14 protein-coding genes are annotated in these 14515 nt (G+C 67.6%); 6 read left to right on the top strand and 8 right to left on the bottom strand.

The annotated features are described in order from the left end of the window. Positions 1–14: 14 nt before the first annotated feature. The 4 genes from AB4120_RS10620 to AB4120_RS10605 form a co-directional block, all read right to left on the bottom strand. Positions 15–1811, bottom strand: a complete 1797-nt coding sequence (locus AB4120_RS10620; RefSeq protein ID WP_441642214.1) for a type II and III secretion system protein family protein — start codon at positions 1809–1811, stop codon at positions 15–17. Between the two features lie 81 nt (positions 1812–1892). Continuing rightward, a complete protein-coding gene (gene cpaB / locus AB4120_RS10615; protein ID WP_149136563.1) occupies positions 1893–2738 on the bottom strand; it encodes a Flp pilus assembly protein CpaB in 846 nt (281 codons plus the stop codon). A 333-nt stretch (positions 2739–3071) separates the two neighbouring features. Further along, positions 3072–3536 carry a prepilin peptidase gene (locus AB4120_RS10610; protein WP_149137576.1) on the bottom strand — a complete coding sequence of 155 codons (465 nt, stop codon included), beginning with the start codon at positions 3534–3536 and terminating at the stop codon, positions 3072–3074. 106 nt (positions 3537–3642) lie between these two features. After that, positions 3643–3822, bottom strand: a complete 180-nt coding sequence (locus AB4120_RS10605; protein ID WP_377731478.1) for a Flp family type IVb pilin — start codon at positions 3820–3822, stop codon at positions 3643–3645. Positions 3823–4998: 1176 nt separating this feature from the next. On the opposite strand from AB4120_RS10605, the gene AB4120_RS10600 reads away from it, so the two are divergent. Continuing rightward, positions 4999–6267, top strand: a complete 1269-nt coding sequence (locus AB4120_RS10600; protein WP_149136562.1) for an MFS transporter — start codon at positions 4999–5001, stop codon at positions 6265–6267. Positions 6268–6319: 52 nt separating this feature from the next. Here AB4120_RS10600 and AB4120_RS10595 read toward each other — a convergent pair whose 3' ends face one another. The 4 genes from AB4120_RS10595 to hemL all read right to left on the bottom strand — a co-directional run bounded on the left by AB4120_RS10595 (position 6320) and on the right by hemL (position 9767). After that, a complete protein-coding gene (locus AB4120_RS10595; protein WP_149136561.1) occupies positions 6320–6838 on the bottom strand; it encodes a TPM domain-containing protein in 519 nt (172 codons plus the stop codon). A gap of 15 nt (positions 6839–6853) precedes the next feature. After that, on the bottom strand, positions 6854–7651 hold the full coding sequence (locus AB4120_RS10590; RefSeq protein WP_149137575.1) for a TPM domain-containing protein: 798 nt from the start codon (positions 7649–7651) through the stop codon (positions 6854–6856). A 68-nt stretch (positions 7652–7719) separates the two neighbouring features. Beyond that, entirely contained in the window at positions 7720–8346 is a 627-nt protein-coding gene (locus AB4120_RS10585) for a LemA family protein (protein WP_149136560.1), read from the bottom strand. Positions 8347–8474: 128 nt separating this feature from the next. Then, complete coding sequence (gene hemL / locus AB4120_RS10580) at positions 8475–9767, bottom strand: glutamate-1-semialdehyde 2,1-aminomutase (RefSeq protein ID WP_149136559.1); 1293 nt, start codon at positions 9765–9767, stop codon at positions 8475–8477. A gap of 249 nt (positions 9768–10016) precedes the next feature. Between hemL and AB4120_RS10575 the strand changes: the two genes are divergently transcribed. The 5 genes from AB4120_RS10575 (at position 10017) to AB4120_RS10555 (ending at position 14502) form a co-directional block, all read left to right on the top strand. After that, entirely contained in the window at positions 10017–10187 is a 171-nt protein-coding gene (locus AB4120_RS10575) for a rubredoxin (RefSeq protein ID WP_092298462.1), read from the top strand. A gap of 442 nt (positions 10188–10629) precedes the next feature. Then, positions 10630–11115, top strand: coding sequence for a response regulator (locus AB4120_RS10570; RefSeq protein ID WP_092298294.1), 486 nt, complete (start codon positions 10630–10632; stop codon positions 11113–11115). Between the two features lie 41 nt (positions 11116–11156). Next, entirely contained in the window at positions 11157–11525 is a 369-nt protein-coding gene (locus AB4120_RS10565) for a response regulator (RefSeq protein WP_144197394.1), read from the top strand. Positions 11526–11655: 130 nt separating this feature from the next. After that, entirely contained in the window at positions 11656–12222 is a 567-nt protein-coding gene (locus tag AB4120_RS10560; RefSeq protein WP_149136558.1) for a chemotaxis protein CheW, read from the top strand. A gap of 78 nt (positions 12223–12300) precedes the next feature. Further along, a complete protein-coding gene (locus tag AB4120_RS10555; RefSeq protein ID WP_149136557.1) occupies positions 12301–14502 on the top strand; it encodes a methyl-accepting chemotaxis protein in 2202 nt (733 codons plus the stop codon). Positions 14503–14515: the final 13 nt, after the last annotated feature.

Here is a 14515-nt window from a genome sequence, read left to right as displayed (position 1 = left end):
GTTCGGGTCTGCGCTTACGCGCCGGCGGCGCCTTCGGCGGTGGGGGCGGGCACGCTCGTGGTGGGCGCGGCGGAAGGGGCCGTCAGGGGGGCCGCAACCGGGGCCGCAACCGGGGCTGCAACCGGGGCTGCAATCGGGGCCGCAACCGGGGTGCCAACAGGGGCGGGCAGCGCGGCCGGGGCCGGGCGGGCGGGGTGGCCTTCCATGTTGCCGTTGATGTAGACCTCGCCCGGGGTGGTTGGCCCGAAGGTGTCGGTCGGCAGCGGGTAGTTGGCCGGCAGCGGCTTCACCAGGCGCGGCGTGACCACGAACACCAGCTCGGTGCGGTCCTGCTGGAAGTTCGTGCTGCGCATCAGGGTGCCCACCACCGGCAGTTCGCCCACGCCCGGCAGCGCCTTGAGACTGCCCGTGATGTTGTTCTTGATCAGCCCGCCGATGGCGAAGCTCTGGCCGTCGTAGACCTGCAGCGTGGTGGAGGCCCGCCGCGTGTTGATCAGCGGCAGGATCGACGTGCCCGACACGTTCGGCGCGGTCAGCGCCACCCCGGTCGGCGAGAGCTCGGACACCTCCGGCGCCACCTTGAGGTTGATGCGGCCGTTTTCCATCACCGTCGGCGTGAACTTCAGCCCGACGCCGAAGGTTTCCTCCTGCAGGACGATGGTGGTGCCCGTGCCGCCGAAGCTCTGCGGCACCGGGATGAACACCTTGCCGCCGGCCAGGAAGCTGGCCTCCTGCCCGCTGATCGCCATCAGGTTCGGCTCGGCCAGGATCTTGACCAGCCCGTCACCCTTCTGCGCGTCCAGCGCGAACTTCAGCGGCAGGTTGTTGGCCTTGCTGAAGGAGAGCAGGTCCGGCGCGCCGGAGAGGAAGTTGGCCAGCAGCCCGAAGCTCCAGCTGCCGAACGCAGCGTTCAGGTTTGCGGCGGAGCCCATCTGGTCGATCAGGCTCTTGGAGACCTCGGCCACCTTCACTTCGAGCATGACCTGCTGGGGCGCTTCCACCACCAGCATGTTGATGATGCGTGGGCTGCGTACCGGCATGCCGGCGTTGGCGGGATTGTTGGCCATGACGCCGTTCTGCTGCTGGCCCTGGGCCGCGCCGCCCTGCGGGTTCTGCGCGGGGCCGCGCGTCTGGCGCATGACAAAGGCGTTGGCGATATCCAGCACCTTCTGCGCCTGCACCGAGTCCGTCACCGTGCCGCTCAGCACCAGGCTGTCTGCGGCGGAGGAGACCCGCACGCGGCGTGCGTCGGGCATCAGGTCGCGCAGGGTGGCCTGGAGCCCGCCGGGATCGGCGCCGACCACGAGGTCGATCACGCTGCACGAGCCGCTGCGGCCCTGCACGATCATATTGGTGGTGCCCACTTCCTGGCCCAGCACGTAGAGCGTCTGCGGGGAGACCAGCATCGCCTGCGCCACGTTGGGGTTGCCGAGCGAGCGGGCCTTCACCGACTCCGGCATCTCGATCATGGTCGATTTGCCAACCGGCACCTGCACCTCGCGCCGTTCGCGCATGGCGCCGACGCAGTTCGGTCCGCGTGCCGGCGCGGTGTCTCGCGGCGCGGCCGCCGCGGCGGCGACCCCTCCCTGGACACTGCCCTGCATGTTCCCCTGCATATTGCCAACCGCCGCGAGGCGAACCGGGCGGGCGGGGCCGGCGGCGTTGGCCGTGGCCATCGCCGCCTCCATGCCAGCCTGCCCCCGGGCAGGCGCGCCCCACAACATGCCCAAAGCCGTCAATGCGAGCACGGTGGCCTGCAGTTGCGGTGCGATACGGCGCGCTGCGCCTTGATGCGTGGTGATGCGATCCATGATGTTCCCCCGGTGGGTTCGCGCAGTCATTGCGGGCAGTTACCGCGTGGGCCTGCCTTTCTCAGACGCGTGAGCCGTGGTTCAAAAGCATTCCTGGTTGTGCTGGTTGCCGCTGATGACGCCGATGCAGGTACCGGAGAAGGTTTTCTCCGCCACGCGCCGCACCACCTGTACTGTCCGGGTCACGGGGGCGGCCGCCGCGATCACGGGTTCCTTGAGGAGGGAATGCTTGGTGGCGCCGGCGGTCTCGGCCGGGCGCGGGTCCATCTGGTTGCGCAGCACCAGCGAGAGCGAGCCCACGCTGCGTGCCAGGTCGAGCTTCTCGGCTTCGTCGGGCGACACTTCCAGCGTGACCGCGTTCACCACCTTCGGCTTGGTCTCGTCGCGGTTCACCTCCTGGGCCACGGCCAGCACCAGGATCTTCTCGAGCACGATCTTCGAGATCGACTGGTCGGTGCGCTCGGCGCTGGCCTTGCTGTCCTGCTTGTCCTTCTGCGTGTTGACGATGATGTCGACGAAGCTGCCTGGCAGGGCGAAGCCGGCCACGCCGACCACGTCGTTCACGCGCACGGTGATGGCGCGCTTGCCATTGGCGATGACCGCCGAGAGGCCGCCCTTGGTGCCCACCGGCGTCAGCTTGGACTCCAGCACCGGCTCACCGCGCGAGAGGCTGGCCTTGGTGACGCGGCCGGCGAGCGAGGCGGCGTCCTGGACCACGCCGGGCGGCAGGCTGGCGGCGGGCCAGTCCACCAGCTTCACGGCCTCGGGGGTGATCTGCTGGCCCAGGCTGATGTCGGCGGCTGCCACGGCCACCTTGGTGATGCCGTTGCTGCCTTGCTGCAGCAGCCAGCGGGACGCGAGCATGACGGCGCTGAGCCCCGCGACGGTGGCGATCAGCAGCATGAACAGGATGCGCAGGTTCTTCATTTTCGGCTCCTCTTGCTCAGAAGAAGATGGTGCGATGTGCCAGGGTGCGCGGGCACGTGGCGGGAATGGCGGGGCGTCCGGCGCGCCTGGCGGCGCGGTGGCGTCCGGGCCGGCGGGCGGCATCCTGGCCGCCGGCGGCTGTCATGTGGTGGCCTGGGCGCGACCCGGATCCGTGGCGGTGTGCCGAGGCGCAGGGCCTGGCGTCTCCATGTGGCGCATGCATGCGGCTGCTGTGGTGCATGGCGATTCCCCCGTTCCTGGTCCCTGTTGTCACGGCATCGGGACCTTCTCGTTAGTGGCGCGCAAGCCGGAGGCGCGCCGTCTCCGTGTTGTTCAGAACAGCTCCCACTTCACCAGCAGCGTGGCCGCGGCGATGGCCAGGCCATACGGCAGCCGGACGGGCTTGCGTGCGGCGGCCCGGCGCGCCGCAGCGATGCGGCGCAGCAGCAGGGCGGCGATGGCCAGCGCGCCGCCGGCCAGGAAGCCGACCACGGCCACATGCGCGGCGCCCGCCACGCCCATGAAGGCCCCCACGGCCCCCATCAGCTTCACGTCGCCGGCGCCCATGCCGCCCATCAGGTAGACCGCGAGCAGCATGACCGCGCCGGTGGCGGCCCCGCCGATCCAGACCAGGGCGCCGTCCGCCGGGCCGTGGGTGGCGACCTGCGCCACCAGGGCCAGGGCCAGTCCGGCGGCCACGAGCCAGTTCGGGATGCGGCGCGAGCGGACATCGCTCACGGCAGCGACGATCACCATGGCGACGAGGCTCAGATTGGCGGCTGCGGCAACGGAGAACATGGCGGCCTTCCCGTGGATGGGTGCGATCGATGCGATCGGCATGTCAGGAATCTGGCCGGACCGGGGCCCATGGCGCGGAGCCCGGTCCGGGGGTACCGGAAGTCGTTCAGGCCGCGGAGAGCGCGGTGGCGATCGAATTCCAGATGGTGCCGACGGCGGTCTTCACGGTGGTGCCATAGGTCACCATCACGAGGGCCACGAAGGCCAGCAGCAGGGCGTACTCCACACCGGCTGCGCCGTCTTCTTCACGAACGAAACGCTTGATGCCATCGAACATGGTGGACATGTCTTTCTCCTTCACTTCACGGTTGGTGGGGAAAAAAGCGCCCGCTGGAGATCGGGCACAAGGTTTCGGCCGAACTTCCGACCGAGGCCAAACCGAAAAAGCCGCACTGTCGTGACATCTTTCCGATTCCACCTGGCTCAGGCTTGCGCACGCCCGGCAAGGCCGGTCGAACGCTTGTCACCCGATGCATGGCCGCTCCCTGCGGCATGCATCCTGGGCGGGTGCCGCGTACCGGTCCGAACTTCTCCAGGGACCGAAACGCGCCTGAAATGCTGCAAAACTGCGAGGCTGCGCGGCGTGCCGCTGGGCCGGACCGGCCATGCAGCTGGCCGGTCGCTTTTTCCTCCCTGGGCGCTGACTCGCGTCACCGCCGCCCCCGTTCCCACTTGTTCTCTGGATCCGCCTGGCCCCTGTCTTTGCCGGTTGGCCTGGTGTTCCGTGGTTGCGACACATCCAGCGACGAACGTGCCACGGAGGCTAAGTCGTTGATTTGTATAGGGGTGGGGGTTTGCCAATGCGTCGTTTGCGAGACGATGTAACCAAATGTTTCTCGGCAGTTACGAGTCGGCTCATGCACCCGGTTGCGGGTTTTTGCGCGAAATAGGCAGTGCAGTTCCTATATTCGGGCGGCCATGTACCGAATACTTGGCGCCAGCCTGCTCTGGGCCCCGCCGAAAGGCGTAGAAGCGAAAGTGGCCAAAAACGTTACATCTATGAAGCGCCGAGTACGGCATCTTCGGTGGCCCTCATCCTTATGGGCTGGCGGTATGGGGGACACACCTAACTGAAACGCAGTACACCGAAACAGTCGGCGATGCGTTGGGACCGCCCCAGGGTGCGCCCCGGCGGGGGCATCCAGATCGTCCGTTTGGGCGAGGCCAATCGCAGAAGGATTGCCTCCGTCACGTGGCCTCATCCTCGCGGCCTAACGGTGAACCGAAAATCGCAGAAAATGGCCGCTGGGCAAAAACGTTTCAATCATAAAACTAGACCCCCAAATCAACGATTCTCGTTTCGATCATGAAGTCATCGCGGGGGCGCATGGCGTTGCGACGGGCCGGGTGCTGTTACAGCTTGGAAACAGACAGTGGCAATGATTGGTAAGCGTTACACGGTCTGCTCGCTGGGCGGGGGCGTGGTATCTTTCGCAGGTTTTGCACCATGATGGTGAAGATCATGCCAGGCGCCTCCGCGACAACCCCCTCCGATCCCCTCGCTACCCACCCGAACCCCGCCTCCAACGCCCGCTGGCGCGTGCTGGCGGTGTTTTCGCTCGGTTTTCTGGTCTCTTATATCTTCCGGGGCGTCAATCTCGGCTTCGCGCCATTCCTCACGCGCGAGCTCGGGCTGTCGGCGGCCGACCTGGGACTGCTCACCAGCTTCTATTTCCTCGGCTTTGCCTGCGCGCAACTGCCGGCCGGCATCCTGCTCGACCGCTACGGCCCGCGCCGCACCGAGGCCGCGTTGCTGCTGCTGGCCGTGGCCGGCTCGCTGGTGTTCGCCTTCGCCCCGGGCATGGCCGGCCTGGCCGCGGGCCGGGCGATGATCGGCGTGGGGGTGTCCGTCTGCCTCGGGGCGGCCATCCAGGCGCTGTCGATGTGGTTCCCGCTGTCACGCATGCCTTTGCTGAACGGGCTGGTGATGGCTATCGGCGGGCTGGGCGCGGTGGTGGTCGGCAGCCCGCTGTCGTGGCTGCTGGCCTGGACGGACTGGCGCACCGTCAGCATCGGGCTGGCGGCGCTGACGTTCGCCATGGCCGTGCTGCTCTGGTTTGGCGTGCCGGACGCCCGTCGCGCGGGCGAGGAAACCTTCGCCGAACAACTGCGCGGCACGCGGCTGATCCTGGTCAGCGAGAAGTTCTGGCGGGTGGTGCCGCTGACGCTGCTGAACCAGGGCATCTTCCTGGCCGTGCAGACGCTCTGGGTCAGCGCATTCATGCGCGATGTACAGGGGCTGGCGCCGTCCGAGGGCGCGCGGTTGGTGTCGGTGATCGGCTTCGCCATGATGGCCGGCTGCGTCGGCGCGGGCTGGGCCGCCCGGCACCTGGAACGGCGCGGCGTCAGCCTCTACGCGTTCGCCGGCTTCGGGATGACCGGCTTCATCGTCGTGCAAGTGCTGCTGATGGCGCGGCTGCCGTTCCTGCCGCTGGGCGTGTTGTGGGCCGCCTACGGGGTCTTCGGGTCCAGCGGGATCCTGACCTACGCGCTGCTGGCGCGCCGTTTCCCCGATGCGCTGATCGGGCGGGCGACAACCGCCATGACCCTGACCGTGTTCCTGGCAACCTTCGTGTTCCAGGTGGGGATCGGGTTTGTGCTGGACTTCTGGCCGTCATCCGGCGGGCATTATCCGGTGGCGGCGCATTTAGTGGTGTGGGGTGGGTTGGTGGGGCTGCAGGTGCTGGCGGCGGGGTGGTATTTGATGGAGAAGAGAGGGGGGAAGGCTTGAGATTTGGGGTTCTTGGCTGTTGAGCCCGTTGGGCTCAACAGCCAACCCCCCTTCAAAGCACGATCGGCCGATCCTCCAGCTCATTCCGATTAAACCCATCCCCCGACGGAAAATGCTCCGTCAGCAGCGCATGGATCTTCCCCACCGCCTCCAGCACCGGCCGTACCGACAACGACTCCCGTAGCCCTACCGTCAGGTCGGCGCAAACCTTTTGCCAGACCCGTGCACTGACGCAGGCGTCAATGCCTCGGTCTGCGAGGATTTCCACCGCGTGGTCGGCCAGGTTGATATAGAGCAGCACGCCCGTGTGGTCCTCGGTGTTCCACACCTCCAGCGCCCCGAACAGCGCCCGGGCGCGTTCGCGCGGCGTGGTGCCGCGCCAGGCCAGTTCCCACGGCATGCCGGCCTCGATCACCACGCGGACTTCCCCGCGATGGTGCTGTTCGCCGGCGTGCACGGCCACCTGCAACTGGTGCTGGGCCTCGGCGGGAAACGCCTTGCGCGCCGCCGATGACGTAGTGCCCAGGTGCCGTAGCGCCCGCTTGAGAGACTTCTCCCTGATTGCTTTCATCAGCCCGTCTCCCGATTACCAGTTACCTGAGGCGCCGCCGCCGTCGAAGCCGCCGCCGCCTCCGCCACTGAATCCGCCACCGCCACCCCCGCCGCCGAAGCCGCCACCGCCGCCGCCCCAGCGGCGCCCGGCCTCATAGCCACCCAGCCCGCCCAATCCGCCGGCGGTGGTGGTGGGCCAGCCGCGCCGGCCGGTCACGATCTGTGGGCCGCGTCCGCGCCGCAGGATCGCCGAAAGAAAGAAAAATACGACGATGGCGAGCGGGAACAGCACGGGCAGCCAGTCATTGAGAGCGGAGGCCGCCGCGTTGCCAGCTTTCCTGTCGGGCCCCGGCAGCGCCTCCTTGTCGATGGCGGCCTGGATGGCCGAGATGCCCGCCGCGAGGCCGCCATAGAAGTCGTTCTGGCGGAAATGCGGGGCCATCACGTCGCGCAGGATGCGCGAGGACACCGCGTCGGTCAGCGACCCCTGCACGCCGCGCCCGGTCTCGATCCGCATCTTGCGCAAGCCGGGCGGATTGTCCTTGGCGATCAGCAGGATCACCCCGTCGTCGATGCTCTGGCGCCCCGCCTTCCACGCGTCCGCCACGCGGATGCTGTACTGGTCGATGGTCTCCGGCTCGGTGGTGGGCACCATCAGCACGAAGATCTGGCTGCCGCGCTGTTGCTCGTACTCGGCCAGCACGTTCTCCAGCGCCGCGCGCTGTTGGGGGGCCAGCGTGCCGGTCAGGTCGGTCACCCGCTGGGTGAGCGGCGGCACCGCGACGAACCCGTCGGCGGCGCGGGCGGATTGGCCCGCGAACACGGCGAACATCGCCGCAAGGCATAGCCAGATGCCGAAAAAGCGGAGCAGGGCGGCGCGCATGATGGCGATGTGCCGCGTCAGAACTTGACGGCCGGCGGCGCGGAGATGGCCTTCTCGTTCTCCACCGTGAACGACGGCTTGACCGGGTAGCCGAACACCTTGGCCGTGAGATTGGTCGGGAAGCTGCGCGCCAGCACGTTGTACTCCTGCACCGCCGCGATATAGCGCTGCCGTGCCACGGTGATGCGGTTTTCGGTGCCTTCAAGCTGCGATTGCAGGTCGCGGAACGCAGCATCGGCCTTCAGTTGAGGATAGTTCTCGGAGATCGCCAGCAGGCGCGACAGTGCGCTGGTCAGTTGCCCCTGTGCCTGCTGGAAGCGCGCGAAGGCCTCGGGATCATTGAGTGTCTCTGGCGTCACCTGAATGCTGGTGGCCTGCGCGCGTGCCTTGGTCACGGCCTCGAGCGTCTCGCGCTCATGGCTGGCGTAGCCCTTGACCGTGGCGACCAGATTCGGGATCAGGTCCGCGCGGCGCTGGTACTGGTTGACGACTTCGCCCCACGCCGCCTTGACCGCTTCGTCCTTCGACTGGAAATCGTTGTAGCCGCAGGCGCTGAGCAGGCTGGCGAGGATGGCCATGGCCAGCCAGCGGCCCAGGGCGGCGGGCGAGGGCAGGACGAACGGGGATGGGAAGGCGGCGCGCATTGATGAGACTCCTGGAATGGCCGGGGTCGGCAAAATCCAAGTGTAGCGCACGGCATTGGGGCGCCGCCCTCAAGGTGAGGGAAGGATGCGGCGCGCCGGACGCGCCTCATCCTTCACACGACGGGCGCTCAGCCGGCCTGGAACGCGCGCGCGGCCGCTTCCACGGTGGTGGCGATGATCGCGTCGTCGTGCTTCGCCGAGACGAAGCCGGCCTCGAACGCCGACGGCGCCAGATACACGCCCTCGTTCAGCATGGCGTGGAAGAAGCGGTTGAAGTGGCCCACGTCGGCCTTGGTCACCTCGGCGAAGCTGGTCGGCACCGTCGGGGTGAAATAGAGGCCGAACATGCCGCCGATGGCGTCCGCGGCAAACGGCACGTTGGCGGCACGGGCGGCGGCGGTCAGGCCATCGGTCAGCTTGCGGGTCTGCGCGGCCAGCCGGTCGTGGAAGCCCGGCGCCTGGATCAGTTTCAGCGTGGTCAGGCCGGCGGCCACGGCCAGCGGGTTGCCGGACAGCGTGCCCGCCTGATAGACGCCGCCCAGCGGAGCCAGCTTGGCCATGATGTCGCGCCGGCCGCCGAACGCCGCCGCCGGCATGCCGCCGCCAATCACCTTGCCCAGGCAGGTCATGTCCGGCTTGATGCCGTAGTGGGCCTGCGCGCCGCCCAGCGCCACGCGGAAGCCGGTCATCACTTCGTCGAAGATCAGCACGGCGCCGTGCTCGCTGCACAGGTTGCGCATGGACTGGAGGAAGGCGTTCGTGGCGCGCACCAGGTTCATATTGCCGGCTACCGGCTCCACGATCACGGCGGCAATCTCGCCCTTGTGGCGCGCGAAGGCTTCTTCGAGCTGGGTGACGTTGTTGTACTCGAGCACCATCGTGTGGCGCGTCACGTCGGCGGGCACGCCGGCCGAGGAGGGCGCGTTCTGGGTGGTGTCCGCGAAGGTCAGCAGGCCCGAGCCGGCCTTGACCAGCAGGCTGTCCGCGTGGCCGTGGTAGCAGCCCTCGAACTTGATGATCAGGTCGCGCCCGGTGAAGCCGCGCGCCAGCCGCAGCGCGCTCATGGTGGCTTCGGTGCCGGACGACACCAGCCGCACCTGCTCGATCGACGGCACCAGCTTGCAGATTTCCTCGGCCATCTCGATCTCGCCCTCGGTGGGCGCACCGAACGAGAAGCTGCCGGCGGCGGTCTCCTGCACGGCGCGGACCACGTCCGGATGGGCGTGGCCGAGGATCATCGGGCCCCAGGAGCCGATGTAGTCGATATAGCGCTGGCCGTCCGCATCCCACATATAGGCGCCCTCGGCGCGGGTGATGAAGCGCGGCGTGCCGCCCACGGAGCGGAAAGCGCGCACGGGCGAGTTCACGCCACCGGGAATGGTCTGCTGGGCGCGGTCGAAAAGCTGCTGGTTACGGGACATGGCAGGAGTTGTAATCCGATACGGGATGAAAGTGGGCTCGCCGGGGGCCGGAGCCGGGCGGCTTGCGGTCAGATGCCGAAAAAGCAGGCAATCTGGGCGAAATACGCGTCGTTTGAACGGCATCTGCACGCTAACATGCGCGAACGCGACGATATTCGCATGATAGCGCCGCCCCATGGGTGGCGCCGGCGGCGCGGTTTATGTACCATCTGCGCTGGAATTTTAATGGAGAGTGGCAAGAGCCTGCATATGGAATACAAGACTTGGATGTGCCTGATCTGCGGTTGGATCTATGACGAGGCCACCGGTTCGCCGGAAGACGGCATCGCGCCGGGCACCAAATGGGAAGACGTGCCGATCAACTGGACCTGCCCGGAGTGCGGCGCGCGCAAGGAAGACTTCGAGATGGTGGCGATCTGACGTCTGGCCACTGTGCCAGCCGTCGAGGGTCATCGCACCACATCCCGCCTAAGTCGTCGAACAGGCCGAACAGGCCGAAAAGGCCGGCGCGTCGCGCCAAAGCGACAGATCGGCGGGCCGCGCCGGACAAACCGGATTGACGGCCCCACCGCGAGTTGTCACACTTTGCGGCAAAGCGGAACCTCCGTCCCGGCCATGCTGCCGCCTGGCAGCACGGCAAGGGGCGAAAAGCACCGCCATAACATCGCCATAACAGGGCAATAAGATAGCAACACGCAGGGGGCGCACGGGTCGCGCCACCGGCGCCGGTCGGGTTGACCGGGCTTTTTTGAATGGGAATTTGGAAATCGGGGGCCGCCGGCGCGTCAAGCGTTGCCGTGCGGGTGTTCTCAAGTGAATACCGGCGCCTGCATTCGTGCGGGCAGCTGGTCGCGGGAACAGTATGCGGGTCGCTCAAACAGAAGAAAACACGTCCGTCGATGGGGTCAACACCGGCGACGCCGGTGCCGTCAAGGCAGCCGCGGCTTTGCGCCGCAAGATCCTTGTGATCGACGATTCCAGCACGATCCGCCGGACGGCGGAGATCTTCCTGTCCCAGGCAGGCTATCAGGTCATGCTTGCCGAGGATGGCTTCGAGGCGCTCGCCAAGGTCGGCGACATGCACCCGGACGTCATCTTCTGCGACATCCTGATGCCCCGGCTGGACGGCTACCAGACCTGTTCCCTGATCAAGAAAAGCCCGAGGTTCCACGCGATCCCGGTGATCATGCTGTCGTCCCGCGACGGCGTGTTCGACCGTTCGCGCGGCAAGCTCGTCGGCGCGCACGACCATCTCGCCAAGCCCTTTTCCCGTGAAGCCCTGATGCAGGCCGTAGAGACCTGCCTTGGCGGCTGTGCGCAGGAAGAGGGTGCGGTCGTGGCGGCCTGACCCTGAACGCCGCCACGCCAAAGCATCCAGGAAACACACCAATGACCATCAGCAAAATCCTTATCGTCGACGATTCCCCCACCGAAGCGCTGTTCATGTCCGACCTGCTCGGCAAGAAGGGCTTCAAGGTCTCGGTGGCCGGCAACAGCGACCAGGCCATGGCCCGGCTCGAGGCGGAACCTTTCGACCTGATCCTGATGGATGTGGTCATGCCCGGCCAGAACGGCTACCAGACCACCCGCGCCATCAAGCGCGACGACCGCTTCAAGGACATTCCCGTGATCATGTGCACCAGCAAGGGCCTCGACACGGACCGCATCTGGGGCATGCGCCAGGGTGCATCGGACTACATCGTCAAGCCGGTGGACAGCGACGAGCTGCTGACGAAGATCGCCGCGCTGGCCCACTGAGCCAGCGCAGAACGACCTGCCGGGCCCCCGGGCCCGGGGTTTGCCGTCACGCCGCCCGCCGCGATGCGGGCGGGGGTGACGCTGTGTCCGCCCGCCGCCAGGCGGTCTTTCATCCAACGGTATGCCGACCATGAACGCGCCGCGCCAAGACATCCGTGCCCGCCAGACCCGCCTGCAGGACTACCAGGCCATGCTTGCCCGTCGCCTGCGCGACGCGCGCAACCTGCCCGCCGTGGACAGCTACCTCGGCGTGCTGGTGGGCCAGCGCCACTGGCTGCTGCCGCTGCCCGAGACCGGCGAGGTGCTGGAGATGCGCCAGCCGGCCGGCGTGCCGCTGACCCAGCCGTGGTACCGCGGCCTGGTCAACGCGCGCGGCAACCTGCTCGGGGTGATCGATTTCGGGCTGTTCTGCGGCGAGGGGCCCACGCCCGTGCAGCCGGGCAGCAAGATCGTCGTGCTGTCCCGCCAGGTGGAGCGGGCCTGCGGGATCATCGCCACGCGGGTGGTGGGGCTGCGCCATGCCGGCGACCTCTCGCTGCCGCACGGCGACGCCCCGGCGGGCCACGCACCGGATCTCGCGCCTGAATGGCACGGCCCGCGCTTCGCGGACCGCGACGGCCGCGACTGGCAGGTGCTGGACATCCGCCAGCTGCTGGACGCCCCGGCGTTCCTCCAGGTGGGCCGCGTGGTGGCTTGAGCCGATAGCCGATAGCCAATAGTCGAACACCAAGACGCAGTACCAACGAATCAAAAAACAAACGGACAGAGGGTTGCTATGGGTATCAAGAAGATGAGCCTGGGACGCCGGACGGCTGCCGCGGGTGCCGCCGCCGAGGCCGTGGCGCCGCGCCGGTCGGTGTTCGCCAAGGGCAGCGCAGGCGCTGACAAGGGCGGCCTGGGCCGTACCCCGGTGGAGCAACTGTCCGGCTGGCTGTCGCGCATGCCGTTCGCGTCGCAGCAGCGTACGCTGACGGTGGGCGTGGTGGTGTCGCTGGTGGCACTGCTGGCCTCGGTGTATCTCGATAACCGCCAGGCCACCAACGGCGCGGCGCAGATCGAAATCGCCGGTAACATGCTGATGCACTCGCAGCGTCTGGGCAAGGCGGTGCCGGTGGCGCTGCTGGGCAACGCGCAGGCGTTCACGCAGCTGCGCCAGTCCAAGGAACAGCTCACGGCCGACCTGCTGGCGCTCCAGAACGGCAGCGACGAGAAGCACGTGCGCGCCACCTCGGGCGCGGCGGTGCCGCTGCTCGAAACCGCCATGAACTCGTGGAAGCGCTCCGAGAAGAGCGCCGGCGACGTGCTGGCCCAGCAGCCGATTCTGACCACCATCGGCCAGACGCTGCAGATCTTCAACGCCTCCAACCCGGAACTGCTCGAGGCCGCCGAACAGGTGGCCGCCATCAAGCTCCAGGCCGGCGCCAACGCCCGCGAGGTGGCCGCCTCCGCGCAGCTGGTGATGCTGACCCAGCGCCTGGGCAAGAACCTGAACGAGTTCCTCTCCGGCGAAGGCGTCAATCCCGAGACCGCGTTCCTGCTCGGCAAGGACACCAACACCTTCCGCGAGACGCTGGACGGCTTGATGAACGGCTCGGAAGCCCTGCGGCTGTCCGCCGCCACCGACGCCGAGACCCGCAGCTACCTCCAGCAGCTCTCGCAGCGCTTCGAGGCGGTGCAGAAGACCACGCAGACGATTCTCCAGAACCTGCCGGGCCTGATCGCCGCCAAGCGCGCCCAGCAGCAGATCTTCAACGACAATGAGGCCCTGCGCGGCGAGCTGTCCACGCTCCAGACCGCCTACTCGGATGGCGCGCGCTACCGCCCCTGGACCCTCGGCGCGACCATCGTCTCCGCGCTGTCCACGCTGGTGTTCCTGGCCGGGCTGGCCGCGCTCTACCTGCGCGACTCGCGCGTCCGGGCGCTGGAAGCCGAGGCGCGCGAACGCGAGGCCGAAGCCCGACGCCTCGACGAAAAGCGCAACAACGACGCCACCCAGAAGGCCATTCTGCAGCTGATGAACGAGCTGCAGGACATTGCTGACGGTGACTTGACGCGTCAGGCCACCGTGACCGAGGACATCACCGGCGCCATCGCCGACTCGGTGAACTACACCGTGGAAGAACTGAAGGAACTGGTCGGCCGGGTACAGCAGACCGCCGTGGACGTGCAGCAGGCCTCGAGCCAGGTGCAGGAAACCTCGGTGCAGCTGGCTGCCACGACCGAGGAGCAGTCGCGCCAGATCCGCCAGACCGGCGAGTCGGTGGTGGAGATGGCAGACCGCATCACGCAGGTGTCGCGCGGCGCGGCGGAATCCGCCAACGTGGCCCGCGCCTCGCTGGCCGCTGCCGAGCAGGGCCAGCAGGCGGTGGAAAACGCGATTACCGGCATGAATGGCATCCGCGACCAGATTCAGGAAACCTCGAAGCGGATCAAGCGGCTGGGCGAGTCGTCGCAGGAGATTGGCGAAATCGTCGAGCTGATCTCGGACATTACCGAGCAGACCAACGTGCTGGCACTGAACGCCGCCATCCAGGCGGCTTCAGCCGGCGAGGCAGGCCGCGGCTTCTCGGTGGTGGCGGAAGAAGTGCAGCGCCTGGCCGAACGCTCCGGCGAGGCAACCAAGCAGATTGGCGCGCTGATCCGCACGATTCAGACCGATACCCAGGACGCTGTGCACGCCATGGAGCGCAGCACGCAGGGCGTGGTGGAAGGGGCGCGGCTGTCCGATAACGCCGGTGCCGCACTGGTCGAGATCGGCCGGGTGTCGCGCCAGCTGGCGGAGCTGATCGAGCAGATCTCGCAGACCACCTCGCACGAGGCCGGGCTGGCCACCAACGTGGCGCGCCATATCGACGGCATTCTCCAGGTGACCGCGCAGACCACGTCCGGCACGCGCCAGACCGCCACCTCGGTGCGTCAGCTGACGGCACTGACCGAAGAACTGCGTAACTCGGTGTCGCGGTTCAAGATCGCCTGACTTGCATAAAACC

This window comes from Cupriavidus sp. 2KB_3 (assembly GCF_052115685.1).
Taxonomy (GTDB): domain Bacteria; phylum Pseudomonadota; class Gammaproteobacteria; order Burkholderiales; family Burkholderiaceae; genus Cupriavidus; species Cupriavidus campinensis.
This window is presented reverse-complemented; position numbering and strand designations above follow the sequence as displayed.